This is a genomic window from Lentzea sp. CA-135723 (assembly GCF_050936595.1).
Taxonomy (GTDB): Bacteria; Actinomycetota; Actinomycetes; order Mycobacteriales; family Pseudonocardiaceae; genus Lentzea.
Genome location: NZ_JBNJMK010000001.1, coordinates 2027849 through 2054134, shown reverse-complemented (window position 1 = coordinate 2054134; position 26286 = coordinate 2027849). Strand labels below are relative to the sequence as shown.

Annotated in this window: 22 protein-coding genes and 1 pseudogene; 13 read left to right on the top strand and 10 right to left on the bottom strand. The window is 71.6% G+C overall.

The window, feature by feature from the left end:
- Positions 1-36: 36 nt before the first annotated feature.
- Positions 37-849 (top strand): annotated as a pseudogene (locus ACQEU1_RS08915) (LysR family transcriptional regulator); the annotation flags it as partial.
- On the opposite strand, the gene ACQEU1_RS08910 reads toward ACQEU1_RS08915, so the two are convergent.
- Complete coding sequence (locus tag ACQEU1_RS08910; RefSeq protein WP_433198183.1) at positions 830-2455, bottom strand: PucR family transcriptional regulator; 1626 nt, start codon at positions 2453-2455, stop codon at positions 830-832. The pseudogene ACQEU1_RS08915 and the gene ACQEU1_RS08910 overlap by 20 nt on opposite strands.
- Positions 2456-2981: 526 nt before the next feature.
- On the opposite strand from ACQEU1_RS08910, the gene ACQEU1_RS08905 reads away from it, so the two are divergent.
- The 9 genes from ACQEU1_RS08905 (at position 2982) to ACQEU1_RS08865 (ending at position 10644) form a co-directional block, all read left to right on the top strand.
- Entirely contained in the window at positions 2982-3881 is a 900-nt protein-coding gene (locus ACQEU1_RS08905; RefSeq protein ID WP_433198181.1) for a ParB N-terminal domain-containing protein, read from the top strand.
- A gap of 32 nt (positions 3882-3913) precedes the next feature.
- Positions 3914-4456 carry a GtrA family protein gene (locus ACQEU1_RS08900; RefSeq protein WP_433198179.1) on the top strand — a complete coding sequence of 181 codons (543 nt, stop codon included), beginning with the start codon at positions 3914-3916 and terminating at the stop codon, positions 4454-4456.
- A 115-nt stretch (positions 4457-4571) separates the two neighbouring features.
- Positions 4572-4694, top strand: a complete 123-nt coding sequence (locus ACQEU1_RS08895) for a lasso RiPP family leader peptide-containing protein (protein ID WP_143022795.1) — start codon at positions 4572-4574, stop codon at positions 4692-4694.
- A gap of 10 nt (positions 4695-4704) precedes the next feature.
- Positions 4705-6516 (top strand): asparagine synthase-related protein, encoded by a 1812-nt coding sequence (locus ACQEU1_RS08890; RefSeq protein ID WP_433198177.1) that lies wholly within the window; start codon positions 4705-4707, stop codon positions 6514-6516.
- Positions 6516-6941: a lasso peptide biosynthesis B2 protein gene (locus tag ACQEU1_RS08885; RefSeq protein WP_433198175.1), complete on the top strand. Its 426-nt coding sequence runs from the start codon at positions 6516-6518 to the stop codon at positions 6939-6941. The genes ACQEU1_RS08890 and ACQEU1_RS08885 overlap by 1 nt, the downstream gene beginning before the upstream one ends.
- Positions 6938-7195 carry a lasso peptide biosynthesis PqqD family chaperone gene (locus ACQEU1_RS08880; protein ID WP_433198173.1) on the top strand — a complete coding sequence of 86 codons (258 nt, stop codon included), beginning with the start codon at positions 6938-6940 and terminating at the stop codon, positions 7193-7195. The genes ACQEU1_RS08885 and ACQEU1_RS08880 overlap by 4 nt, the downstream gene beginning before the upstream one ends.
- A 22-nt stretch (positions 7196-7217) precedes the next feature.
- Entirely contained in the window at positions 7218-8954 is a 1737-nt protein-coding gene (locus tag ACQEU1_RS08875) for a tryptophan halogenase family protein (protein ID WP_433198171.1), read from the top strand.
- Positions 8951-9448: a flavin reductase family protein gene (locus ACQEU1_RS08870; protein WP_433198169.1), complete on the top strand. Its 498-nt coding sequence runs from the start codon at positions 8951-8953 to the stop codon at positions 9446-9448. Before ACQEU1_RS08875 ends, ACQEU1_RS08870 begins: the two co-directional genes overlap by 4 nt.
- Positions 9445-10644, top strand: coding sequence for a cation:proton antiporter domain-containing protein (locus tag ACQEU1_RS08865; RefSeq protein ID WP_433198167.1), 1200 nt, complete (start codon positions 9445-9447; stop codon positions 10642-10644). Before ACQEU1_RS08870 ends, ACQEU1_RS08865 begins: the two co-directional genes overlap by 4 nt.
- A 20-nt stretch (positions 10645-10664) precedes the next feature.
- On the opposite strand, the gene menC is transcribed toward ACQEU1_RS08865, so the two are convergent.
- The 4 genes from menC to ACQEU1_RS08845 are packed head-to-tail and all read right to left on the bottom strand — an operon-like array spanning position 10665 to position 16792.
- Positions 10665-11765: an o-succinylbenzoate synthase gene (gene menC, locus ACQEU1_RS08860; protein ID WP_433198165.1), complete on the bottom strand. Its 1101-nt coding sequence runs from the start codon at positions 11763-11765 to the stop codon at positions 10665-10667.
- Positions 11762-12532, bottom strand: a complete 771-nt coding sequence (locus tag ACQEU1_RS08855) for a GNAT family N-acetyltransferase (protein ID WP_433198163.1) — start codon at positions 12530-12532, stop codon at positions 11762-11764. Before ACQEU1_RS08855 ends, menC begins: the two co-directional genes overlap by 4 nt.
- The gene (locus ACQEU1_RS08850) at positions 12529-13593 is read right to left on the bottom strand and encodes a M20 family metallopeptidase (protein WP_433198161.1); all 1065 of its coding nucleotides are present in this window, start codon (positions 13591-13593) and stop codon (positions 12529-12531) included. The genes ACQEU1_RS08855 and ACQEU1_RS08850 overlap by 4 nt, the downstream gene beginning before the upstream one ends.
- A 1-nt stretch (position 13594) precedes the next feature.
- Entirely contained in the window at positions 13595-16792 is a 3198-nt protein-coding gene (locus ACQEU1_RS08845) for a serine hydrolase (protein ID WP_433198159.1), read from the bottom strand.
- Positions 16793-17028: 236 nt separating this feature from the next.
- Between ACQEU1_RS08845 and ACQEU1_RS08840 the strand changes: the two genes are divergently transcribed.
- A complete protein-coding gene (locus tag ACQEU1_RS08840; protein ID WP_433211401.1) occupies positions 17029-17760 on the top strand; it encodes an ABC transporter ATP-binding protein in 732 nt (243 codons plus the stop codon).
- 3 nt (positions 17761-17763) lie between these two features.
- Positions 17764-20217, top strand: coding sequence for an FtsX-like permease family protein (locus ACQEU1_RS08835; RefSeq protein WP_433198157.1), 2454 nt, complete (start codon positions 17764-17766; stop codon positions 20215-20217).
- A 37-nt stretch (positions 20218-20254) separates the two neighbouring features.
- Here the strand turns inward: ACQEU1_RS08835 and ACQEU1_RS08830 are convergent, their stop codons facing one another.
- The gene (locus ACQEU1_RS08830; protein ID WP_433198155.1) at positions 20255-21571 is read right to left on the bottom strand and encodes a cytochrome P450; all 1317 of its coding nucleotides are present in this window, start codon (positions 21569-21571) and stop codon (positions 20255-20257) included.
- Positions 21572-21965: 394 nt separating this feature from the next.
- Positions 21966-22715 carry a DUF899 family protein gene (locus ACQEU1_RS08825; RefSeq protein WP_433198153.1) on the bottom strand — a complete coding sequence of 250 codons (750 nt, stop codon included), beginning with the start codon at positions 22713-22715 and terminating at the stop codon, positions 21966-21968.
- A 244-nt stretch (positions 22716-22959) separates the two neighbouring features.
- Here ACQEU1_RS08825 and ACQEU1_RS08820 point away from each other — a divergent pair, with 244 nt between their 5' ends.
- Positions 22960-23814 (top strand): IniB N-terminal domain-containing protein, encoded by an 855-nt coding sequence (locus ACQEU1_RS08820; RefSeq protein ID WP_433198151.1) that lies wholly within the window; start codon positions 22960-22962, stop codon positions 23812-23814.
- A 60-nt stretch (positions 23815-23874) separates the two neighbouring features.
- Here the strand turns inward: ACQEU1_RS08820 and ACQEU1_RS08815 are convergent, their stop codons facing one another.
- From ACQEU1_RS08815 to ACQEU1_RS08805, 3 genes are read right to left on the bottom strand one after another with little or no spacing between them, the layout of a single operon-like run.
- Positions 23875-24462, bottom strand: coding sequence for a hypothetical protein (locus ACQEU1_RS08815; RefSeq protein ID WP_433198149.1), 588 nt, complete (start codon positions 24460-24462; stop codon positions 23875-23877).
- Positions 24463-24474: 12 nt separating this feature from the next.
- Positions 24475-25113, bottom strand: coding sequence for a response regulator (locus ACQEU1_RS08810; RefSeq protein WP_433198147.1), 639 nt, complete (start codon positions 25111-25113; stop codon positions 24475-24477).
- Complete coding sequence (locus tag ACQEU1_RS08805; RefSeq protein WP_433211398.1) at positions 25110-26279, bottom strand: sensor histidine kinase; 1170 nt, start codon at positions 26277-26279, stop codon at positions 25110-25112. Before ACQEU1_RS08805 ends, ACQEU1_RS08810 begins: the two co-directional genes overlap by 4 nt.
- Positions 26280-26286 lie beyond the last annotated feature (7 nt).

The following is a 26286-nucleotide window of genomic DNA, read 5'->3' as shown; positions in this document are numbered from 1 at the left end:
GGACACGACGCTAGGCGCGTTTCCAGCGCGTGAGAAATGCCGATCGTGCAGCACTTATACTCGGCGGTTATGAATGTCGAGCTGCGTCACCTGCGGGCACTCGCCGCGATCGGCGACCACCTGTCGATCACCGCGGCGGCCGAGGCGCTGCACGTCACGCAGCCCGCCCTGTCCCGCACACTAGGACAACTCGAACGACGGGTCGGCGTCAAGCTCGTCGAGCGCACCACCCGCCACGTGGCGCTGACCGACTCCGGCCGCCGCCTCTGGGAGCACAGCCACCGCATCCTCACCTCGCTCGACACCGCCCTCGCGGAAACCGCCGCGCCGCAACCACTCCGGCTCACGTTCGCCTGGGCCGCGCTGGGCAGCCGCACCACCCCGTTCCTGCGCGAATGGCGTGCCGAACACCCCTCGGTCGACGTCCGCATCCACCAGTCCGAGGACCCCGTGGGCGCGCTGCGGCGCGGCGAGGCGGACGTGGCGATCCTGCGCACGCTGCCCGAGCAACCCGGCGTCGACCACGTCGCGGTGGCCGAGGAACCCCGCGTCGCGGCCCTCGCGAACGACCATCCACTCGCGACACGAGACGCGCTCGTGCTCGGCGACCTCGTGGGCGAGAGCGTCGCGGTGTGCGAGCTGTCGGCGACGAGCTCCGCCGAGCTCTGGCCCACCGGCGACCGGCCGCACACCATCGACGTGCCGGGCGCGGTCGAGTGGATCACCGCGATCGCGGCCGGCACCACGGTCGGCGTGACGACGGCCGGGTCGAGCCACGACTACCCGCACCCCGGCGTGACCTACCTGCCGCTCACCGACGCGGGCCTGATCACCGTCCACCTGGCGTGGCCGAAGCCGGCGGCTCACCCGGCGACGGAGGCGTTCGTCGCCCTGGCACGGCGCCACCTGGCCGCCACAGCCGCAGCTGCAGCATCGCCGCGAACCGCGCGTCCGGGTCGCTGAGGTCGATCTCCCCGACCTCGGCCAGCCGCCGCAGCCGGTAGCGGAAGGTGTTGGGGTGCACGAAGACCGCGGCCGACGCGGCGGTGACGTCCCCGAACGCGTCGAGCCACGCGGCGAGCGTCTCGACCAGGCACGCGCCGTGCCTGCGGTCGTACGCCACGAGCCGCGCGACGGGACCGGTCAGCTCGTCACCGCGTTCGGCAATGAGATCCGCCAGCTCCAGCAACAACCCCTCACCGTGCACATCGGACACCCGCGCGACCTGCAAGGCGGACCGCCCTGCTCGCAGCACGCGCAGCACCAGGTCGGCGCCCGCCCGCGACCGCGCCAACGCCAACCCGTCCGCCTCCTGGCCGACCCCGACCAGCACCTGGTGCCCGATACGAGCCCGGAAGTCGCCGGCGATGCCGAACGCCCGGTCCTCGGAAACGGGCAGGATCGCGTAGGCGACATCCCCGACCAGCGCCGCCGCCGCGCGCGGATGCACGGCCGTGAGGTGCATCGCCAGCGCATCGGCCACCTGACGGCGTTCGGCCAGCAACCGGGCGTGCGCGGCGGGATCATCGCCGTGCGAGTGGGCCAGCGCCAACGCCAGCACCACGCACGACTGGTCCGACAACCCCAGCCGCCGCACCGCCTCCGCCGCACCCTGACCACCCTCGACGGCCGTGGACACCAGGTCCGCGCGCAGCCGCCGTTCGACGTCCGCGCCTGCCCGCTGCCGCATCAGGTGCAACGCCACCAACTTGGCCGCGTCCCGGAACGTCTCGGTGCTCTCCGCCGACAACGGCTCCCGCACGGCAGCCCAGATCGACCCGAGCAACTCGTCACCCGCCCGCACCGCGACGGCGACCCGAGGCAGGCAGAACGTGCCGTCCTCCTCAGGCAGCCCCTCGACGTGCACGGGCTGGTCGCTGCGGTGCAGGTGCTGGAAGACCCCGCGCTCGGCCAGCATCCGCGAGTACCGCTCCGGCACCTGCCGCCCCAGGATCGTCCGCACCCGCGACGGGTCCGCCTCGTCCTGACGCCCGGAGAACGCGAGCACCCGCGAGCTGCGGTCCTCGATCGTCACCGGTGCGTCGATCAACGACGCCACCGCGTTGGCCAGCGCGAACAGATCCCCGGCCGGCACCCCGCCGAGCGTCTCGGACGGGTCGGGCTCCAGCAACGACCGCAGCATCGCGGCGAGCTGCGTCCACGACGCGCCGGGCGCAAGACCGAGCAGCACGACACCGGAGCGGTCGACGGCGTCCGCGAGGTCGTCGGTGAGCACGACCGGCCCGCGCACGACGAGCGCCGCCGCGCCGGCCAGCCTGCCGAGCAGCTCCGCCGGCTCGCGGACACCGACGCCGAGCACCAGGGCGGACGGCGGCACCTGGTCGTCGTCGGGGTCGTGGATGACGACGCCGCCCACGGTCCGGCCCGGATCGCCGCGCACGAGGTCGATCAGCGTGGTGCCGAGGTCGTCCAGCACGCGGGTCAGGCCTGTCATGCCCCCACCCTGCCACTCCGCAACCAGACGAACCGCGACTGCCGGCGGGCTTGTGGGCGTGTTCGAGCAACGCGGCCACCACGAGAACGCGCGAGTACGCCGCGTCATTCAGGTATTCCCCCGCCTCGAGTAACGGGCGAAATAGATGAAAGCGGGCGTTGCGCGATTGCTCCCAGATCAGCGCGCGACTGCGAGGTAGGCGTTTGTCCGGCCTCGGCAGTGGTGCCGCACATCTGTTGTTCGGTCAAGTGCGACCGGATATCGGGAATCTGCTCCTCCAGAGCGAATTGATTGAGCTTTCCGCAGGTGAAGAGTCGGTTCGCCCGAGTCGTCCCGATGTTCAACACGGTTGACAGTCCAACGCGCACCAGTATGGTCGGAAGTGAGCGCCTGTGACCGGGGGAGAACCGGTCGCAGGACCGTGCAACCTGGGGGGTGCCGCGTGAACGCGCGCTCGTTCGAATCTGTTCACTCCGTTGAATCTTCGGCAATCGGTCAGGAATCGCGCGATCCGGACACCGGATTCGTGCTGGTCACACTGCTCGTTGAGGAACTGCTGCCCGCCGACTCTCCCCGCTCCGCCGGGGAAAATGAGGAGCACGTCAGGGTTCTCGCGGAATCGGAGGACGAGCTTCCGCCGATCGTCGTACATCGGAAGACCATGAAGGTGATCGACGGAGCGCATCGCCTCCGCGCGGCCGAGATGCGCGGGGAACGCACGATTCGGGCGCGGCTGTTCGACGGCTCCGAGGTCGACGCGTTCGTATTCGCGGTCGAGGCGAACACCACGCACGGTCTGCCGTTGTCCCGCGCCGACCGCGCCGCGGCCGCCGCGCGGATCATCGGGTCGCACCCGGAGTGGTCGGACCGGGCCATCGCGCGGGTCGCCGGCATCGCCGCGCGCACGGTCGGCGTGATCCGGCGGCGAGCAACCGGCGGACATCGCCAGTTGCGCACGCGGATCGGCCAGGACGGGCGGGCGCGCCCGCTCAGCACCGCGGACGGGCGCAGGCTCGCGGCCGACCTCATCGAGTCGGACCCCGGCAGGTCGTTGCGGCAGATCGCCGCCGCCACAGGCATTTCCGCCGGAACCGTGCGCGACGTCCGCGACCGGGTCGAGCGCGGTGAAGATCCGGTGCCCGGCCGGGTGCGGCGCGGTGAGGAACTGGCGATCGGCGTCGCGCTCACCGCGGGTGACCCGAAGTCGATCGTGCGGGATCTGAAGAAGGACCCGGCGCTGCGGTTCAGCGAGACCGGCAGGTCGTTGCTGCGGCTGCTCGACGCCCACGCGCCGATGGTGGAGGACCGGGAGGGCCTCGCGACGAACGTGCCGGCGCACGCCGCGGGCATGGTCGCGGAGCTCGCCCGCGGTTACGCCGGAATTTGGCAGAAGTTCGCGCGAGAGCTCGAACAGGGCGGTAAATGATTTGGCCTGGTCGGCTGCGATAGACTGTGCACATGCCGTTCGTTCGCAGGGTTTTGTCCGTTTTGCCGGCGCCGGTGCGGGCGAATGCGCTCAAGCATCGTGAAGCGCTGAAGTTCCTCTTCGTCGGTGGTACGTGCTTCCTCGTCACGTCCGCGCTGAATTACACGCTGAAGTTCACCGTGTTGAAGGCGAAGCCCGTCACCGCGCTCGTCGTCGCCACCATCGTGGCGACGATCGTGTCGTACGTGCTCAACCGCGAGTGGTCCTTCAGTTCCCGCGGCGGCCGCGAACGGCACCACGAAGCCGCGTTGTTCTTTCTGATCAGCGGCATCGGCGTGGCTCTGAACTCGCTGCCGTACGTGATCTCGCGTTACGTCCTGCACCTGCGGGTGCCGGAGGTGAGCCTGCTCGTTCAGGAGATCGCGGACTTCGTGAGCGGAATGATCATCGGCACGCTGATCGCGATGGTGTTCCGGTTCTGGGCGTTCCGCCGCTGGGTCTTCCCGACCGAGGGCGAGCGCAAGCCGAAAGCGTCCAAAAAGCGGGACGATCCCGGTTTTGAACAGGCCGCCTGAATTGGTTCGTGCAATTTAGTTGCAATCCGTTGGCGCTCTCGAAGTCGCTTGCTAGGTTCGATTCTGCCGGGGACAACCGTTTCCCGGAATTGTCGAAGCTGGTGGGAGAAACGCCATGGAGGAGATCAAGCCGGGTGGGTACGAGCAGCCGCTGATGGTCGAGATCGGTGACTTCGCCGACCTCACCAACGGCATCGGCAGCCAGAACCCGTGGGACACCGCTTGGCTGTGGGACTGAGGATCCGTTAGTGCCTCAGCCTCACGCTGACGGCGGCGAGAGCGCGTTCGTCGTCCTTGCGGACGACGACGGCGTTCTCGCCGCTCGTACCCATCGTCCCGGGGCGGAGGTGCTGGTCACCCATCCGTCCGGTCGCCCGCTGATCGTGGGCGTCCTCCGCGACGACGACCTCCGGACGTTCCGGAGCCGGCACGGTGTCGTCGCGCTGATCGGCTTCTGCCCAATCGCCGAAGCACGGCTCGAAGCGTTGCTGCGCGACGTCACGGACGTGCGGCAGCTCGACCGCGTCGTCCCGGCGTTGCCCGGCAGTCACCACGTGGTGGCCTCGCTGGGAGCCCGGATCCGGGCGCAGGGCACGATCTCCAACACCCGGCGGATGTTCGTCGGTGGCGGTGTCGCCGCGAACCGGGCGGACCTCGTCGCCGAGATCGCCGGCGCGGAACTGGACGAGGAGTCCGCCGCCCTGCGGTTGCTGTTCCCGTCGATCCCGCATCCCCTCACCTCCTCCACGATGTGGCGCGGGGTCACCGCGGTCGCACCCGGCCACTACGCCGCGCCGGGAGCCACACCAGACGTCGTGCGCTGGTGGACGCCGCCGACCCCGAGCCTCACCCTGGCCGAGGGAGCTGACCGGTTGCGGGACGCGCTCGTCGAGGCGGTCGGCGACAGTGCCCGATCGCGGCCGACGATCAGCTGCGACCTGTCCGGGGGCATGGACTCCACGCCCGTGGGGTTCCTCGCCTGGCAGCACAACCCGGAGTTGCTCGCGGTCACCATGACGGGGCTGACGAGCGAGGACGACGACACCGCGATCGCCGTCGACGCCGCGGCACGAATGCCGCGGGCGGAACACCTGCTCATGCCCGCGAGCGACCTGCCGTTGCCGTTCGAGGGACTCTTCGACCCGGTGCAGCCGCACGACGAACCGTTCCTCGGCCTGCAGGGAGCGCGGTTCGCGGAGATCGCCCGGCGGGTGCGGGCCCGCGGCTCCACACTCCACTTCACCGGCCACGGCGGGGACGAGGTGCTGTCCGCGCCGCCGAACTACGTGCACGGCCTCGCACGGCGCGACCCGTTGCTCGCTCTCGACCACGTGCGCGGCCACCGCGGGTTGAAGCGGTGGTCGGTGAGCCAGACCTGGCAGGCGTTGCGGGACAGGCAGTCCTACCGGGACTGGCTCGCGCAGAGCGCACGGCAGGTCGCGTCGCCGTTGCCCGGTGCCCGGCTGCCCCCTGCGAGCTGGAACCACCCGCTGCGGTTGCCGCCGTGGCTCACCGAGGCGGGCGCTCACCTCGTCGTCGACGCGCTCGACAGGGCCGCCGCGGACGCCGAGCCGCTGGCGGACGACAGGAGTGAGCACCTGGCCCTGGAGCAGATCCGGGCGTCCGGGCGGATCGCGCGGCTCATCGGGCAGCTCACCGCGACTCAGGGCGTGCGGACGGCGGCACCGTTCCTGGACGACCGGGTCGTCGAGGCCTGCCTGTCCGTGCTCCCGCACGAGCGCACCACTCCCTGGGCGTTCAAACCGCTGCTGACCGCCGCGCTGCGCGACGTCGTGCCCGCCGGGATCGTGCGGCGCTCGACCAAGAACGACATGTCCGAGGACGTGCACGCGGGGCTGCGCGCGCAACGGCCGAGGCTCGCCGCGTTGTGCGACGACCTGCTGCTCGCCGACCTCGGCCTGGTCGACGCGGAGGCACTGCGCCTCGCCGTCCTCGGGCCGCCCCCGCCTGGACCGGCGCTGCCGATCATGGTGATGACGTTCAACTGCGAGACCTGGCTGCGCGGCGCGTCCGACGTCGCGATGAGGAGTGCGAGCTGATGAAAGCCAAAGCGACGGCCCTCACCCGCCCCGCGGCCGGCCCGTTCCGAGGTGTTCCCGCGTCGGCCGTGGTCCTCGTGGCACGAGTGCTCGGGACCAGGTCACCGCAGCGAATCCGCCGGGTCCTCACCGCCGTGTCCAAAGGTGCCCGGCCCGCGACGTACGAGGAGGCGGCGGCGGCCAGCCGGGCGGTCCTCGCCAGCAGCGTGATGGTCGCGGGTGACGGGTGCCTGCCGAGGTCCATTGCGGTCGCGTTGCTGTGCCGGCTGCGGGGCCGGTGGCCGACGTGGCACGTGGGCGCGCAGATCCACCCGTTCCGCGCGCACGCCTGGGTGGAGGCCGAGGGCAGGGCGGTGGGGGAGACCGGCGACATGAGCCGGTGGAGGTCTTTGATCACGGTTGGACCAAGGGGAGGTTCGCGATGACGTTGCGCCCACGCACACAGGTGTCGATGACGCGCGCGGAGGACGGCATGGTCGTGCTGGACGAACGGACCGGCCGCTACTGGCAGCTCAACCCGACCGCCGCGTACGTCCTGGAACGACTGGCGGCCGGGGACACCGCGGACCAGGTGGCGGAACGCATCGCGGCGAGCGCGGGCGTCGACGTCGCCGACGTGCGGTCCGACGTCGACGTGTTCGTCGGCCGCCTGCGTTCCGCTGATCTCATTTCCGGCTGACGAGGTTCTGGGGGAACCACTCATGAAGATGAACGCTGGACGGCCATCGGCACTCGACGAGCTGGTGCGGACCTTCTCCGACACCGAGTCGGCGGCGGTGCGCGAGTGGCTCGGCGGCGCCGCCGACGCGCCGCGGTTGCCGGGAATCTCCTTGCGCAGCAACCACGAACCGCTGGTGGAGATGCTGCCGCGGCCCGCGGCGGACGACCGGCAGGCGATCCGCAGGGTCGCCGTCGTCGGCGGCGGCACAGCCGGGTACCTGACGGCCATCGCGTTGCGCACCAAGAGGCCGTGGCTCGAGGTGTCGCTGATCGAGTCCCCGTCGATCCCGATCATCGGTGTCGGCGAGGCCACCGTTCCCGGCATCGTGATCTTCCTGCACCACTACCTCGGCATCGACGTCGAGGACTTCTACCGGCAGGTGCGACCGACCTGGAAGCAGGGCATCCGCTTCGAGTGGGGCCCGCGGCCGGACGGGTTCATGGCGCCGTTCGACTGGGACAGCAACTCGATCGGCACGGCGGGCGCGGTCGACGCCGGCGGGGGCATCGACGGGTACACGCTGCAGTCGTTGCTGATGAGCGCGGAGCGCGCACCGGTGTTCGACGCGGGCGACCGGCACCTGTCGCTGATGAAGTACCTGCCGTTCGCCTACCACCTCGACAACGCCCGATTCGTGAGCTACCTCGCCGACATCGCCAAGCAGCGCGGCGTCCAGCACGTCGAGGCGAAGATCGAGGACGTGGCGCTCAGCCAGGACGACTGGGTGGACCACCTGCAGACCACCGACGGTCGCAAGCTCTCCTACGACTTCTACGCCGACTGCTCGGGATTCCGGTCGATGCTGCTGGGCAAGGCGTTCCGCACGCCGTTCCACAGCTACGCGAGCAGCCTCTTCACCGACTCCGCCGTGACGGGCAACGTCGGCCACGGAGGGAACCTGAAGCCGTACACCAGCGCCATCACGATGAACTCCGGCTGGTGCTGGGACATCCCCACGCCGCAGGACGACCACCTCGGCTACGTCTACTCGTCGAACGCGATCTCCGACGACCAGGCAGCCGCAGAGCTCGCCGCGCGCTTCCCCGGTGTCAGCGAACCGCGGTTCGTCCGGTTCCGCGTCGGCCGGCACGAGAAAGCGTGGCGGGGCAACGTGATGGCGATCGGCAACTCCTACGCGTTCGTCGAACCGCTGGAGTCGACCGGCATCCTGATGATCACGTCGAGCGTCCAGGCGCTGGTGGCCTCGCTGCCCGGCTCGTGGGCGGACCCGCAGTGCCGCGACATGGTCAACGTGGGCCTCGCGAACAGGTGGGACGCGTTGCGGTGGTTCCTGTCCATCCACTACCGGTTCAACACCAGGCGCGACACGCCGTTCTGGCGGGAGGCGCGCGCGAACACCGACATCTCCGGCGCACAGCCGATGCTGGACATGTACGCGACCGGCGCGCCGCTGCGCTACCGCAACCCGCTGCTGCGGACTTTCGTGCAGGGCAACGCGCCCACGTTCTACGGGCTCGCCGGAGTGGAGACGATCCTGCTGGGACAGCAGGTTCCGACGAGGCTGCTGCACCGGGCCGAGCCTCCGGCGCGGTGGCAGGCCCGCCGGAACGCGGCCGACGCGTTCGTCCGGCGCGCGCTGCCACAGCACGAGGCGCTCGCGCGGTTCCACGACGACCCGGCGCTGAACCAGCAACTGCTCTTCGACGACGACAGCTGGGCGAGCCCGCTGCGCGCCGAGCCGATCGGGATGCTGTGACGACCGACGCGCTCCGGTCGGGATTCCGGTCGTTCATGGCCGGCTTCCCGACCGGGGTCGCGATCATCACCGCCGTCGACGCCGACGGCACGCCGCGCGGGATGACGTGCTCGTCGCTGTGCAGCGTCACGCTCGCCCCACCGACGCTGCTGGCCTGCCTGCGCACCGGCAGCCCGACGCTGGCGGCGGTCCTGCGCCGAGGCGTCTTCGCCGTCAACCTGGTGCACGGCGAGGCGAGGGCCACCGCGGAACTGTTCGCGTCCGGTGCGCAGGACCGCTTCGACCGCGTGCGCTGGCGGGCAGGAACGGGCGGCCCGCACCTGCCGGACGACGCGCACGCGGTCGCGGACTGCGCGGTGCGCCGAGCCGAACCCGTGGGGGACCACCACGTCGTGTTCGGCGAGGTGCTGCGGATCGCGGAGGGCGACGCGACCGACCCGTTGCTCTACGGGATGCGCCGGTACGCCAGACTGCCGACCGAGGTCGCCTCGTGACAGCGGCACAGCTCACCGTCCTGCTGGCCGACCTGGCCCTGATCGTCGTGCTGGCACGGCTCTTCGGCCGCCTGGCCCGGTGCTGCGGCCAGCCACCGGTGATCGGCGAGATGGTCGCGGGCGTGCTGCTGGGCCCCTCGTTGTTCGGCGGCGCCATCTCGGACACCGTGTTCCCCGCCGACGTGCGCCCTTCCCTGAGCGCGCTCGCGAACGTCGGTCTCGCCGTGTTCATGTTCGTCGTGGGCCTGGAGCTCCCGCGAAACCTGCTGCGCGGCAGAGGATCCCTGGCGGTCACGGTCTCCTTCTCCTCGATCGCACTGCCGTTCGGCCTCGGCACGGTGCTCGCGCTGCACCTCCTGACCACCCACCCCACCGAGAACCGGCTGGGGTTCGTGCTGTTCCTGGGCGCGGCGATGGCGGTGACCGCGTTCCCGGTGCTGGCGCGGCTGCTCGCCGACCTCCGCCTGACCGGCACACCGCTGGGAGGGCTGGTGCTCACGTGCGCCGCGGTGGACGACGTGGCGGCGTGGTCGCTGCTGGCCGTGGTCGCCGCCGTGAGCGACGCGGGCGGCCCGGACCAGTGGCGCCTGCTCTTCGTGCTGCCCTACCTGGCGGTGATGCGGTGGATCGTCACCCCGGTGCTGCGCCGCCTCACCGGCGACCTGACCGTGCCGGGCCTGGCCGGCCTGCTGATGTCCGCCGCGGCGACCGAGTGGATGGGCCTGCACTTCTTCTTCGGCGCGTTCCTGTTCGGCGTGGTGATGCCCAGGGAGGGCACGGCCGCGCTGCTGAACCGCCTGGGAGGACTGGGCTCTGTCCTGCTGCTCCCGGTGTTCTTCGTGGTAGCGGGCCTGCAGGTGAACCTGACGTCCATCGGGTGGTCCGGCTTCGGCGAGCTGGGCCTGGTCCTGGTGGTGGCCATCGGCGGCAAGTTCGCGGGCGGCTACCTCGCTGCCCGCGCCGGAGGCGTGCCTCCCAGGTCGTCGGCCGCGCTGGGACTGCTGCTCAACACCCGAGGGCTCACCGAGCTCGTCATCCTCTCCGTCGGCCTGAGCCTCGGGGTGCTCGACCAGAGCCTGTACTCGTCGATGGTGGTGATGGCGCTGGTGACGACGGCGATGGCCGGTCCACTGCTGAGGCTGCTGGTGCGTGGCGACACCGCGGAGCTGCCGGAGGTCCGGCGCGCCGCGGTGTAGGACCACGCGGTGAACGCGGGTCAGCGCACCGGGATCCACTCCGTCTTCACCGTGACCGAGTCGAGCGCGTCCGGCAGCGGCGTCACGCCCAGTCCCGGCCCCGTCGGCACGGTCAGGTGGCCGTCTTCCAGCACGAACGGCTCGGTGACGTCCATCCGGTAGTAGCGGTCGGACGCCGAGGTGTCGCCGGGCAGCGTGCAGCCGGGCAACGCCGCGAGGGCCACGTTCGCCGCGCGGCCGATGCCCGTTTCGAGCATGCCGCCGCACCACACCGGGACGTTGTGCGCCGCGCACACGTCGTGGATGCGGCGGGCCTCCAGGTAGCCGCCGACGCGGCCCGGTTTGATGTTGACGATCTGGCAGGCGCCGAGCTTGATCGCGTCCGCCGCCGACGACGCAGAGGTGATGGACTCGTCCAGGCAGATCGGGGTCTGCACGACCTTGGCCAGTTCGGCGTGGGCGAGGAGTTCTTCCTCGTCCAGCGGCTGTTCGATGAGCAGCAGGTCGAACGGGTCGAGCCTCGCGAGGTGCCGGGCGTCGCCGAGGGTGTAGGCGGTGTTGGCGTCCACCTGGAGCTGGATGTCGCCGAACCGTTCGCGGACGGCGCGGACCGGGTCGACGTCCCAGCCCGGTTCGATCTTCAGCTTGATGCGCTGGTAGCCCTCGGCGAGGTAGCCGTCGACGGCGTCGAGGAGTTCGGGGATCGAGTTCATGATCCCTACGGAGACTCCGCACGGCACGCGGTCGCGGACGGCGCCCAGCTCACGGCCGAACGACACGCCACGCGCGCGCAGTTCGGCGTCCAGGACGGCCATCTCCAGTGCTGCCTTGGCCATGCGGTGGCCGCGGAACCTCCGCAGCGCCGGTGCCACCGAGATGCCGTCGATCGGGCCGGTCAAAGCCGGGACCAGGAAGCGGCGCAGTACGTCGGCGCTGCCTTCCAGGTACTCCGACGAGTACACCGGGTCGGCCATCGTGACGCACTCGCCCCAGCCCTCGCCCTCGTCCGTGACGGCGCGCAGCAGCAGTAGCTGGCGCACGGTCTGCGTGCCGAACGAGGTGCGGAACGGCGACCTCAGCGGCATCTCGACCCAGCGGATCTCCACCCCGGACAGCTTCACCACGTGCTCCTCTCCACGACGTACCAGCCGGTCTTGTCGAACCCGGTGACGCGGGCGCCCTCGGCCAGCAGGCCGCCCAGCACCTCGCGGACGGCGTGCCGCCACTCGCGCGCCGCAGCCGGGTTCGTGGCCCGCAGCGTCTCGATGTCTGGTGGCACGGCGACCAGAACCGTTGGGCCGGACGCATTTCCTCGCACGGGCAGGTCGTCGTTGATGCCCAGGGCCGCGGAACCGCCCGCGGTGACGACCCGAGGCACGACCGGGTCGGTGATGCGCCAGCTGACGAGCAGGCGGTCGGACTCGGCGCCCGCGTTGATGCCGTCGTGCATGTCGCCGTAGAAGTCCGGCAGGTACTCGGTCGCGTCGGCGCCCAGCTTGCTCAGGTTGAAATGCGCGTTGCGGCGCACCAGCGGGTCGAACGTCCAGGTGATCTCGGTCAGGCCGCGGTCCAGGGACCACTGGCGCTGGTCGAGCTTCAGCGCGAGGCCGACCGCACGGCCGCGCATGCCCGCGGCGACTCCGGCGATGTGGCTGTGCAACGAACGCGCGGCGGGCGGCGAGCAGAAGCCCGCGCACGCGCCGACCAGGACGTCGCCGTCGAACGCGCCCGCGACGTAGTTGCCCGCCTTGGTCATCGCGCGCAGCAGCTCGGCGGTGACCGGGGGAGTGCCTCCCTGCCAGATCGACTCGAACAACCGTTGCGCGGCAACGAGGTCCGCGTGCGCGGTGAGTTGCCGTACGACGAGCTCCTGAGCCACCAGCGTCATGTCAGCTCCTTCACGAGCGCGGCCAGCAGGTCGGTGCGCGGGCCGATCTCCGGCACCAGCACGTGTTCGTGCTCGGCGTGGGCGCCGCCGCCGACCGCGCCGAGCCCGTCGAGCGTCGGAATCCCCAGTCCCGCGGTGAAGTTGCCGTCCGACGCGCCGCCGACCGCCGCCTGCGTGACGCCGGGGAGCAGTCGTTGCGCCCGCCGGAACAGCTCGGCGGACGCGGACGGCTCCATCGGCGGGCGGTTCGGGCCGCCCGACACCTCGACCTCCGACCCGTCCAGCACCGGCCGCAACGTCCTCATGTCGTCGTCGACCCGCTGCTGCTCCGCGAGGGTTCGCACGCGCACGTCGATCATGAACTTGCCCTGTGCGGGAACGGTGTTGGTGGTCGTGCCGGACGACAGCACCGTGGGTACGACGGTGGTGCCCAGCGCCGGGTCGGCCAGCCGCGCCACGGCGAGGATCTGGTGCGCGGCCTCGACGGTGGCGTTGACGCCGCGTTCGGGTTCGAGACCGGCGTGCGCGGCGCGGCCGTGCAGCGTGACCTCGTACATCGACGTGCCCTTGCGCTCGGTCTTCAACGCGCCGCCGTCGGCCGAGCCCTCGGTGACCAGCACCGCCCGATGCGCCACGGCCTCGGCCTCGATCAGTCCGCGCGACGACGGCGAGCCGATCTCCTCGTCGCCGGTGACGAGGACGGTCGTGCCGTCGGGGCAGCCGGCCGCCGCGACGGCGTGGAAGATCATCGCGAGGCCCGTCTTCATGTCGAAGCAGCCGGGGCCGCGCAGCACACCGTCCGTGACGCCGAACGGGATGCGCGCCAGCGAGCCGATCGGCCACACCGTGTCGTGGTGGCCGAGCAGCAACACCTTGCGCGGTCCCGAACCCAGCCGCCACCGCAGGTGCGTGCGGCCGTCGAGCACGATCCGTTCCGGCTCGGCGCCCAGCAACGCGGCGCCGACCGCGGCGGTGACCTCGGCGCTGCGGGCGACCGCCGCCAGGTCGTCGGACGGCGACTCGCAGGACACGAGCCGCTCGATGTCGTTCAGCAGGTCCATGTCAGGACACCTTCGGTGTGGAGCGGAAACCCGAGTAGAGGTACGGCTCACCGCTGGGCAGCGAGTAGAAGACGACGGTGGTCCAGGCCTTGTCCCGGGGCCACCGGTAGAGGAACACGTCGTCGGCGAACGGGACGAGGTCGACGACCTCCGGCTTCGGGACGACGCCCGCGAACGTGCCGGTAGGGGTCGCGTCGAGCCGGAGTCCGTTGTCCCCCAGCGTGATGTCGAAGCGCAGTGACGCCCGCTCGTACCGGCCCACGTGCTTCGCCAGCTCGACCGAGGGCGGCTCGGCCGCGGGCTTGCGCGCCTGCGGAACGTCGATGCCCGCCAAGTCGGCGAAGATCTCCCGGAACAGCTCCACGTACAGCTCGCGCGAAGTGTCCACATTGGTCAGCAACGTGACCGCCAGGTCGTGCTCCGGCGCGATGAGCAGGTACGCGGACTGGCCGACGGTGTTGCCGTCGTGACCGATCAGCCGGTCGCCGTCCCAGCCGAACCGGATCCAGCCGAGCCCCCACGAGTCGGGCAGCCCACCGGTGTCGGGCAACGCCATCTGCTCCGACGTCATCGCGGCCACGGACTCCTCCGACAGCACCCGCGTGCCGTCGTGGGCCAGGCCGCCGTCGAGGTGCATCCGCGCGAACCTCAGCACGTCGCCGGTGGACGCGAAGATCGTGCCGGCCGGTCCCATGGCCCTGGGCAACGGCATCCAGAGCTTCGCCACCTCCTGCTCGCCGTCGTGCGTCACGTGGCTGTTCGCGGCGCGGTGCAGCAGCGCCTCCTCGGGCAGCGTGCCGGTGCGCGTGAGACCCAGGGGCACGAAGAGCCGCTCGCGGATCGCCTCGTCCCACGTTTTGCCGGTGACCCTCTCGACCACCCGGCCCGCCAGCGCGAAACCGGCGTTGCAGTAGGAGAACGTGGCACCGAGCGGGTGGTTCCGGACGGCGTCGCCGAGGACGTCGGCGTAGCGCTCCAGGCAGTCGTCGCCACGGCCGGTGTCGGTGAAGTTGTCGCCGTCGATGCCGCTGGTGTGCGTGAGCAGGTGCCGCATCGTCACCGGCTCGGCGAGCCCGAGCTCGGGCAGCACGTCCTTGACCGGCGCGTCGAGGTCGAGCAGCCCTTCCTCCACGAGTTGCAGGACAACCGTCGCCGTGAACACCTTGGTCATCGACCCGATCTGGAACACCGCGTCGTCGGTGACCTCGACGCCGGTCGTGCGGTTCAGCACGCCGTGGTGCGCCTGGGCGATCTCGCCGCCGTGGTCGATGCCGAGCACCGCGCCGGGCACGTCGTGCTTCTTGGCCAACGCCGAAAGCCTGCGCTGCCAATGCTTCGCGTCGAGCGGCTTGCGCTTCTCGACGTGCTCGCGCACCCAGCCGGCCACGCGGCGGTTGAAGTCCTCGCGGTGCGACGGCTTGCCGCTCATGACGAACAGGTGTGACTCGCCGGGGTAGAGGACGAGCTTCGCGGGAACGTCGTTGCGCCGCAACGCGGTGAACCACTGCTCGGCCTGGCCGACGGGACAGCGCGCGTCGTCGGCGCCGTGGTAGATCAGCGTGGGAGTGCGGACGTCGTCCACGCGGGAAAGCGGTGACTGGCCCGCGAACCGTTCGGTGCCACCGAGTTCGACCTCGGTCAGGTAGTGGCCGCCGTCGGACGTGCCGGCCATGCTGGTCAGGTCGCTGACGGCACCGCCCGCGACGGCCGCGGCGAACCTGGTGTCCCGGCTGGTCAGGTAGCACGTCATGAAGCCGCCGTAGCTGTAGCCGGTGACGGCGAGCCTCGCCGGGTCGGCGAGGCCTTCGGCGACGAGTCGGTCGACCGGTTCGAGGAGGTCCTTCGCGTCGGACTCGCCCCAGGAGCCGACGGCGGCCTGGTAGAACGCCTCGCCGTAGCCGTCGCTGCCGCGCGGGTTGACCATCAGGACCGCCCAGCCGCGCTGGACCAGTTCCTGCTGGTAGAGGCGGACGGAGTCGGCGGCGCCGTTCCACGCGTTGTGCGGGCCGCCGTGGACGTCGAGCAGCAACGGCAGCGGGCCGGTCCGCTCAGGATCGCGGACGATCCAGCCGTGCACGACCGTGCCGTCCGAGATCGTGAACTCGCGTTCCTCGCGGACGAACCCGCCGGGGCTGTTGTGTCCGGTGTGGACGGTCGCCTCGCCCGTCGTCAGGTCGATCGTGGCGATCTCGCCGAACGAGGTGGGCGTGCTCAGCACGGTCGCGGCCTTGTCGCCGGCGACCGACAACCCCGACACGACGCGGTCGCCGCCGCCCAGGACCAGGCGCGGGCCGTCGTCGTCCACGGCGTACAGCTGGGAGCAGCCGCGGTCGCGGGCGCAGAAGTACGTGGTGCCGCCGACCTGGGCGGGCCGCCCGCCGGGGTAGGCGGGGGCGCCGGGCAGGACGTTGCGGTCGAGCGGCGCGGACAGGTTCTCGACCTCGCCGTCGATGCTCAGGCGCAGCAGGTGGAGGTGACCGGCCTCGACGTTCTCGCGGCCCACCACGAGCAGGCCGCCGCCGGTCCACGTGACCGACTCCGAGTACCCCTCGGCGAGCCCGACGAGCCGCGGTTCCGCCGTGCCGTCGACGTCGACGACGTGCACCGGCCAGCGGTAGGTGAGGTCGGCGTTCTCGTCGAGCGCCGCCGAGAACGCGATCCTCGTGCCGTCCGGGGACCAGGTGGGGGTGCCCGCGTTCCAGTCGCCGGTGGTCAGCTGCCGCACCTCGCGCGTCTCCAGGTCGAGGACGTGCAGGTGGGACCGCACGCCGCGCAGGTAGCCCGCCCCGTCGGCCTTGAAGGCGAGCCGGGACGTGACGATCGGCTCCCCGGCGTCCGCGAGGTCGGCCGGTGCCGCGAAGGCGATCTTCGTGCCGTCCGGGCTCCACACCGGAGCGCCCGCGCCGAGCGGCAGGGTGGTGAGCTGGTCGGGTTCGCCGTCGAGCAGCCACACCTGGGCAGGGCCGTCCTGGGCGCGCAGGAACGCGAGCCTGCCGTCCGCAGACCACGCCGGCGCGGTGTCCGACTTCCCCCTGGTCAGCTGCTTCGGCTTGCCGTTCTCGAGCCGCCAGAGCGCGTGCTCGTCGCGGTCGGCCTCGCGGTTCGTGGTGCGCAGGACGTAGACGACCTCGGTGCCGTCGGGCGAGAGGACGGGCTGTTCCGGCAGCGCGTGACCGTGCAGGTCCTCGATCTTCGTCATGGTGTTCGTGATCCCCCTAATCCACCAGTCCGGTCCTTCCCACCCTGCCAGGAACGCTAGGCCCGGTGTCGGCGTCCGGGTTCGTCGTGGCCGACGAACCCGGCCGGTCGAATCTGTCCGCGCCGACGAGGTGGAGCAGGCTCTACCTCGGTCTCGGCAGCCTGCGTGATCGTGTCCTGGGTGCTCCCGAAACTACGTTCTTGGCGAGCAAGTCGTTGCGAGCCAAGGAGAACGTGATGAGGGCAGACGCGCTGTCGCTGCAGGCGGTGCGGAAGGTGTACGGCTCTGGCGGCGGAGCCGTCACCGCGCTGGACGGGATCACCGTGAACGTCCGGCGGGGCACGTTCACCGCCGTGATGGGACCGTCCGGTTCGGGCAAGAGCACCTTCCTGCACTGCGCGTCGGGCATGGACCGGCCGACGTCCGGCCGCGTGCTGCTCGGCGACACCGACCTCGGCGGCCTGAAGGAGACGGCGCTGACGCAGGTGCGCCGCGACCGGATCGGGTTCGTGTTCCAGGCCTACAACCTGCTGCCGTCGCTGACCGTCGAGCAGAACATCACGCTGCCGTTGCGGCTCGCGGGACGGTCGGCTGACCGCGGCTGGCTGCACGAGATCGTTCGCAGGGTCGGTCTCGACGGACGGCTCGACCGGCTGCCCACCGAGTTGTCGGGCGGGCAGCAGCAACGCGTCGCGATCGCCCGCGCGCTGGTCGCCCGGCCCGAGGTGGTGCTGGCCGACGAACCGACCGGCGCGCTGGACTCCCGGACCGCGCAGCAGGTGCTGGGACTGCTGCGGTCCATCGTGGACGAGATGGGGCAGACCGTGCTGATGGTGACGCACGACCCGGTGGCCGCTTCGGCCGCGCACAGCGTGTTGTTCCTGGCGGACGGACGGCTGGCCGGCGAGCTCGTCGGGCCGACGCCGGAGAAGGTCGCCGAGCGCATGACGCACCTCGGGGAGTGGTGAGCGGTGCTGACTCTCGCCTGGCAGACCGTCAAGGCCCGGACCAGCGGGTTCGTCGGCGCTTTCGTCGCCGTGCTGTGCGGGACCGCGCTGGTCGCGGCCTGCGGGATCCTGCTGGAGTCGGGGCTGCGCGGGGGAGTGCCGACCCAGCGCTACGCGGCCGCCGACGTGGTCGTCACCGGCGACCGGACCGTGCGGCCGCCCGGTGGTGACGTCCTCGCGTTCGAGCACGCCGCCGAGCAGCCGTCCATTCCGGCCGCGCTGGTCGCGAAGATCGCGGCAGTGCCGGGGGCGAAGGCGGTGGCGGAGCGGACGTTCCCGGCCGTCGTGACCGGGCCGTCGGGACGGCCGGTCGCGTCCAAGCCGGTGTTCGGCCACAACTGGGACTCCGCCGTGCTGGCGCCGTTCACGCTGAAGGACGGCGTGGCGCCGCGTGGGAACGAGGTCGTGCTCGATTCGGCGCTCGCTGGCGAGGCCGGGGTGCGGGTGGGCGACGAGGTGAGGGTGATGACCCGCTCGGTGCCCGTCGCGTACCGCGTGGCCGGTGTCGCCGAGTCCGCCGGGGTGGCGCGGCAGGCGTCGGTGTTCTTCAGCGCCGACAAGGCGATCGAGCTGGCCGGTGGACCGGACCGGGTGAGCGCGATCGGCGTGCTCGGGGCGGACGCGCAGCGCGTCGAGGAGGTGCTGGCCGGGGACCACGTCACGGTGTCGGCCGGGGTCGACCGCAGTGCTGCCGAGTTCGACGACGTCAGCCGCACGAAGTCGATCCTCGCGATCCTGGCCGGGTCGTTCGGCGGGTACGCGATCCTGGTGGCGATCTTCGTGGTCGCGAGCACGCTGGCACTGACAGTCGAGCAACGCCGCCGTGAGTTCGCGTTGCTGCGCGCTGTCGGCGCCACGCCACGGCAGGTGCGCAAGCTGATCGGAGTCGAGACGACGGTCGTGTCCGTCGTGGCCGGTCTGCTGGGCAGCCTGCTGGGCATCGGGGTCGGTCACGGGCTCCGCGACGCGTTCGCGCGGATCGGCGTGGTGCCCGCGGACTTCGAGCTGTCGATCAGCCCGATTCCGCTGGTGGCCGCGTTGCTGATCGGGGTGGGCGCGGCCCGGCTCGCGGCCTTTAGCGCGTCGCGGCGGCCGTCGTCGATCAACCCCGTCGAGGCGCTGGGGGAGGCCGCCGTGCAACGCAAGGACGTCGGCCGGGTGCGGCTCGCCATCGGGTGGGTGCTGGTCGCGTTGGGGCTCGGCGCCTGTGCCGTGCCGTTGTTCATCGGTGGGCAGATCGGTGCGGCGATGTCGGTGATGGCCGCGTTGGTGCTGATCATCGGGCTGACACTGACCGGGCCTCGGGTGGTCGGGGCGGCGGTGCGGTGGATCGTGCCGGTGCTCGCCAGGTTCGGCGTGAGCGGGTACCTGGCGTCGGCGAACGTGTCGCGGAACTCGCGCCGGCTCGCGGCCGCGGTGACGCCGTTGATGCTCGCGGTCGGGTTCCTGGTGGTGAACTTCTACAGCCAGACGACGCTGACGGCGGCCGTCGCGCAGCAGACCGATCGGTCGATCACCGCCGAGCGGGTGATCACCGGGGTGACCGGGGTGCCGGCCGAGGTCGCGCGGCAGGTCGGGGGCACGTCGCTGGTGCGGACGCAGGTGATCACGTCGTCCACGACCGGGGACAGCGTCGAGGTGCAGAGCCGTCCGGCCACCGGGCTCGGCGCGGCGGACGGGGTCGACCTCGGGGTCGTGTCCGGCAGCCTCGGCGATCTGAGGGAGGGCACGGTGGCGTTGAGCGCCGGGCACGCGTCGTGGGAGGACAAGAGGGTCGGGGACGACGTCGAGTTCTGGTTCGCGGACGGACTGCAGGCTCGGTTGAAGGTCATCGCGACGTACGACCACGATCTGGCGTTCGGTGACTACGTGCTGTCTGCCACTGACGCCCGTGCGCACACCACGTCCGGGTTGGACAGTGCTGTGCTGGTCGGTTCTGCCGACGTCGGCGAGGTCGTGAGCCGGTATCCGGGGTTGCAGGTGACGGAACGGGTGGCGGCGCGGGAACGCGGCGAGGAGCGGACCCAGTTCCTGCTGAACCTCGTCGCGGTGGGCGTGATCCTCGGGTACGTGGCGATCTCGGTGTCGAACACGCTGGTGATGTCCACGGCCGCGCGGCGGCGGGAGTTCGCACTGCTGCGGCTCGTCGGCACCGGACGGCGGCAGATCGTGCGGATGATGCGGACCGAGGCGTTGCTCACCGCGGGGCTCGCGATGGTGCTCGGGTCGTTGGTGGCGGCCGTGCCGCTGGTGCTGCTGTCGCTCGGGCTGACCGGGAGCGTGGTGCCGTCCGGTCCGGCGCGCGTGTGGCTGGGCGCGCTCTGCGGGGCCGTGCTTCTCGGGGTCGTGTCGGTGGCGGTGTCGACGCGGTTGTCGTTGCGCGGCAAGCCGATCGACACCATCGGCACGCGGGAGTGACGAAGAAGGCCACCCGGATCGGGTGGCCTTCTTCGGTTCACAGCACCTGTTGGATCGGGCTGGGCTGCGCGCCGAGGTGGATCGGCAGCGAGTGCAGGCCGTAGACGATCGAGAGCTTGCGGAACTGGAGCGCGGCCGGGTCGGCCGCGAGCTGCATCTCCGGGAACCGCTTCACCAGCGCCGGGTAGGCGATCCGCAGCTCCATCTTGGCCAGTTCGGCGCCGATGCAGCGGTGCGCGCCGTAGCCGAACGCGAGGTGCTGGCTCGCGGGACGGTCCGCGAGGACGACGTCCGGGGTGGGGTAGACGCTCGGGTCGCGGTTCGCCTGGGACAGCGAGCACGCCACGATGTCGCCCGCCTTGATCTTGGTGCCGGCGATCTCGAGGTCGTGCCGCGCGACCCGCAGGAACGCGACCGACACGACGCTGAGGTGCCGCAGCAGCTCGTCGACCAGCCCGTTGACGGCCTTGTCGTCCCCGAGCGCCTTCTCCCGCAGGCCGGGGTCGCGCAGCATCGCGAGCGTGCCGAGCGAGATCATGCTGGCCGTCGTCTCGAACCCGCCGGTGAGCAGCCCGTCCGCGAGCCCGGCCAGCTCGTCGTCGTCCAGCTCGTCACCGTGCTTGCGCACCAGCTCGCCGAGCAGCCCGTCGGTGGGCGCCAGCCGTTGCGACCGCACCAGCTCCCGGAAGTACACGATCGACTCGGACACCGCCGACAACGACGTGGTCGCCGCGCCGCCGAGGTCGAACCGCGAGACGCTGCGCCGCTGGAACTCCTCGCGTTCGCTCGCGGGTACGCCCAGCAGCTCGCAGATCGTGAGCGCGGGCACCGTCATCGCGAAGTGCTCGACGAGGTCGACGGGACCGTCCTGCATGGACATCAGGTCGAGCTGGTCCTTGACGATCTCCTCGATCCGCGGCACCAGCCGCGACAGCCGCCGCATGGTGAACTCCGGTGTCAGCACCTTGCGCAGCCGCGTGTGCTCCGGCGGGTCGCTGAACCCCAGCCCGCCCGGCGCCTCGTCGGAGAACAACCCGAGCTCGCGCAGGTGCCCGAAGTCGTTGCTGAACGCCTCCGAGTCCACCAGCACCTGCTTGGACGCCTCGTACCCGGTCACCAGCCACACCGTGACCGGCAACGGCAACCGCGTCACCGGCCCGTGCGCCTGCATCCGCGCCAGCTCCGGCACGGGGTCGACCCCGTTGCGCCGCAGCGGGGCGAGCACGCGCGAGGGCACGAACCAGGACGACTCGAGGTCGAACCCGGTCTTGCTGAGGTGCGCGAGGAACCGTTTCCCCATCCACTCGGTCACGCGCGACCGGACGTCGGTCGCTGACTGAAGAACTTCCCACATGACGCGGCTGTCCCTTCGGCGGAAAGGGGGTTACGAGCTGATGATGTCCATCGGAACGGACAATAACGACGTGGCCGCGTTCACGTCGTCATACCTGGGCCTAACGCGCCGTCATACTTTGGTCCAGACATAGATCAAAACCAGGACACACGCCTGGCCGGCCGTTCAGAAACTCTCAGCAGGCAGGGTCGGCAGGTGACCTCCGCCGCTGGTTTCGACCGCCGGTACGCCGACCGGACCAGCGGTCGCCGACGACCTGGTGCGCCGCGCGCGAGTCGGTGGCCGACCGGCCTGAGTGGAGGGTGGCGGAGCGTCGCATGGGGGAGGAGGCGCGGCGCGGGCCGGCGGTGTTCGAGCGGAAGCGGCGGGTGCCGGCCACCGCTTCCGCGTCGCGCTAGTGGCAGTGGCCCTGCCTGCCGAGCGTCGTCACCGGGCCCGCGCCCGGACGGGTCCACTGCGGCACCGGCCGGCCGTCCTCGCCCCAGCTCGACTCGCCGTCCGCGTTCGTCCGCCAGAACCAGCCCGCGTGCTGCCGCTCCGGCCAGCCGTCGGGGGCGTCCTCCCAGGTCTCGCCGCGCCCGCGCACCGTCAGGTCCAGCAGGCCGAGCGAGGTGGACGCCACCTCGAAGCCGCGGGCCGTCGTGGAGTAGGAGAGGAACGTGCGGTCACCGTCGCGCACGTAGGTCGTCAGGTAACCCATGTCGCCGCCGGCCGGGCCGTCGACGCCGCGCACCGAGTACCACGGCTGCGGGTAGCCCATGAACTCCACGTACGGCGCCACCTCGTCCCACGCGCCCGTGGTCACGATGGCGAAGGAGACGCCGCGCGCGTTGAGGTAGCTCGCGTCGCGGAAGTGCCACGGCACGTGGGTGCAGCCCTCGCACTGGCCCTGGTGCGGGGCGCCGTCCCACCACATGTGCTTGTAGACGAGCAGTTCGTCGCGGCCGTCGAACAGCGTGCGGAACGGCACGGGGCCGGCCGGGCCCACGACGGGGACGTCGCCGTCGAACTCGACCATCGGCAGGCGGCGGCGTTCGGCGGCGATGGCGTCGCCCTCGCGGGTGTGCGCCTTCTCGCGGACCAGGAGCTCGTCGCGGGCCTTCTGCCAGGTGGCGAGGTCGGTGACGGGCGGTAGTCCGGTCATGATCGGTCCTCCTGTGGTCGTGCGGACTCGCTGTCACAACCACGTCGAAGCCGTCGTCGCCGTTTCGACATCCGCGGACCGCTCGCCCCTAACGGGTGACGACATCCCCCTAACGGGTGAGTCCGGCCCCTAAGGAGTTCGGCCGTCCGAAATCTAGGGATCGCACCCGATGCCGGGGGGATGTTGATCTCAATACGGTTCCTGCCACCATCCCCCGCACGTCCCCCGAGGGAGCTCCACTTCCATGATGCAGCAGGACACCCAGCAGGCCGCCCCGCAGCAGGCCGTCCCGCAGGCCGCGCCTGAGGTCACCGCCCCCGTGGCCGTGCCGCAGGAGGCCCAGCCGGCCACGCTGCAGGAGTTCGCCCTGAACCTCCTGAACGACCCGAGCGCCATGTCGGCGTTCGACCTCGACCCCGAGGGCGTGCTCGGCGCCTGCGGCCTGAGCGACATCACCCCAGGCGACGTCCACGAGATCCTGCCGCTGGTGCTCGACGCCGTCTCGGTCGCGGACCTCAACGGCCTCTCCTCGTTCGGTGCTGTGACCGGCCTCGCGAACGTCGGCGCCGCCACCGGCCTCGTCGGCGACGTGGCCGGCCACTGCGACGTGTCGGACACCCTCGACGGCGTCACCGGCATCGGCAACGTGGCGAACCTGGGCGGCGGCATCACCGACCTGGGCAACGTCACGGACCTGGGCAACATCACCGACCTCGGCAACGTGACCGACCTCGGCGGCGTCACGGGCCTCGTCGGCTCCGGCGACCTGCTCGGCACCGCGACCGGCCTGACCGACGTGGCGGACGTCAACGGCGTCCTCGGCACCGTCACCGGCGCCACCGAGATCATCTCCGTCGACGGCGTGCCCGGCGTGGTCGGCGCGGCCACCACCGACGTCACGCACGTCACCGAGATCGTCCACGACGTCGTCCCGGACGTCGCGCCCGTCAACGGCGTGCACGACACCGTCCACAGCGTCGTCGACGGCACCGTCGGCAACGTGCTCGGCGGCAACGTCCTGGGTGGCGACGTGCTCGGTGACACCGACCTGCTCGACGGCGTCGGCGGCCTCACCGAGGGCCTCGGCCTGGGTCTCTGATCCCATCCCCCGCGAAGCAGCCCCGGACCGCACAAGGTCCGGGGCTGCTTTGGCATCCGCTCAGGAACCGAGCAGGTCGTCAAGCCGGTCGGCGCCGGTGCTCCACGGCCGCGCGGGCAGCACCGCGACGCCGTGCAGCCCGGCCTGCTCCACGAGCCACCGTCCGTGCTGGACGCTCACCGCGGCGCGGTGAGCCTGCGGGCCCGACTCCGGTTCCCGCGCCAGGTAGTTGGCCAGCACCCGCGCCTCGTCCGGTTCGTGGACGATCACGCCTGCGACCTCACCGGTACCGGCCCACCGCGCGCAGAACGACGGCAGCACGTAGTCGCCCTCGATGACGACGCGGTCGCCGGCTTCGAGGTGGTTCCGGACGACGGCGTCGAGCGCGGGGACGAGGGCCTCGGCCAGCGCGATCTGCCGTTCGACGACGAACGTGGCCGACTGTCCGGAGTGGTACGGGTGCGTGAGCCAGTGGTGCAGGTCGGGATGCTGCTCCGGCGTGGTCATGCTCTGCACCGCGACGACGAGGTCGTCCACCTCGACGAGCGCGGCGCCGTGCCGGTGCGCCAGCGGATAGCTCAGCCGGCTCTTCCCCACGCCTGACGGACCGCCGATCAGCGCGATCCGCCAGTTCTTCCCGGTGTCCACCGGGTGATCTTGTCAGCCGCGCCGGATGAGACCGAGGTCCGTGGCGGTCGCGACGGCGGCGGTGCGCGAGTCGACCCCCAGCTTCGGGTAGCACCGGGCCAGGTGCGACTTCACCGTGCCCTCGGTGAGGTGCAGCCGCGCCGCGATCGCCCGGTTCGAGAGACCGGCGGCGACCAGCGACAACACCTCGATCTCCCGCCGGGTCAGCGCCGCGTCGGGCAGGCGCATCCTGCTCATCAGCCTGTCGGCGACGGTCGGCGCGAGGGTCGAGCGCCCGGCCGCGGCGGTGCGCACGGCCGCCGCCAGGTCCTCGGGCAGCGCGTCCTTGAGCAGGTATCCGGTGGCGCCCGCCTCGATCGCGGGCAACGTGTCCGCGTCCGTGTCGTAGGTGGTGACGACCAGCACGCGGGGCGCCCCAGGGCGTGCGGTGATCGCCGCCGTGGCCTCGGCCCCGGACATGCCCGCACCGAACCGCAGGTCCATCAGCACGACGTCGACGTCGCCCTGACCGGCCCGCACCACGGCGGCCTCGGCGGTGGCGGCCTCGGCGACCACGACGAGTCCGGGTTCGGTCTCCAGCACGGCGCGCAGGCCGGCCCGCACCACCGGGTGGTCGTCGGCCAGGAGCAGCCTGATCGGGTCTTCGGTCATGGGCGGCCCACGGGAAGCCGGGCGATCAGGGTGGTGCCCTCGCCGGGCGCCGACCGGACGGTGAAGGAGCCACCCAGCGCGCGGACGCGGGTGCGCATGCCCGTCAGGCCGAACCCGCCCGCACCGGGAGCGACCGCGTCGGGGTCGAAGCCTGCGCCGTCGTCGGAGATCTCGAGCGTGATCTCGTCGCCGGCCTGGGTCAGGGTGACGTCGGCGGTGGTGGCGGCGGAGTGGCGGACCGTGTTGGCGAGCGCCGCCTGGGCGATGCGCAGCAGGGCGACCTCGTGGGCGATCGGCAGCGGAAGCGGGGCGCCGACGAGGTGGAACCGCGTGGTGACCTGGGTGGCCGAGCACAGGCGTTCCAGCGCGCCCGCCAGCGTCGTGCCGTCGAGCGCGGGCGGGGCGTGCGCGGCGACGAACCGGCGGGCCTCGGCGAGGTTGTCCACGGCGGCCTGACGAGCCTGTTCGACGTACCCGGCCGCCTTGCCGGCGGGGTCCGGCAGGGAACGTCCGGCGGCGCGCAGCAACAACTGGATGCTGGACAGCCCCTGGGCGAGGGTGTCGTGGATCTCGCGGGCCAGCCGTTCGCGTTCGGCCAGCACCCCGGCGTCGTGCTGGGCGGCGGCCAGGTCGGCGCGGGTCGTGGTGAGCTCCTCGATCAGCCGCTTGCGCTGCTCGTTCTCCCGGTACAACGCCTGGTAGCCCCACACGACGGCGACCGCGACGGCCGCACCGAGCGCCGGGCCGATCGCGGCGGCCGGGCTGAACGTCCCCTGGTGCGCGGCGAACGCGGCGATCGCGGCCAGCGCCGTGATCGACACCGCGACCAGGCCCGCCCGCCGCGGCAGCAGGTGGAGCTGGAGGAAGTACAGCGGGAACGCGACCCACACGCCGTCGGGGGTCAGGAGCACCAGCACGACCCACGCGACGGTGACGGCACCGAGCCACCGCGCGGCGACCACCCTGGACGTGCGGACCCGGGGTGACAGAGGGCCGACCACGTACACCGCCGCGCAGAGCACGGCGACCACGATGACGGCCCCCGCCTGGGGCTGCCCGGCCGTCACGGACCGGGTCGCCGCCAGTGCGAGCAGCGCGAAGAGCAGCAGGTGCAGGCATCGGGTCAGCACCTGGTTGATCGGGGCGACGGCGGGGGTGGCGTTCACAGTGCGT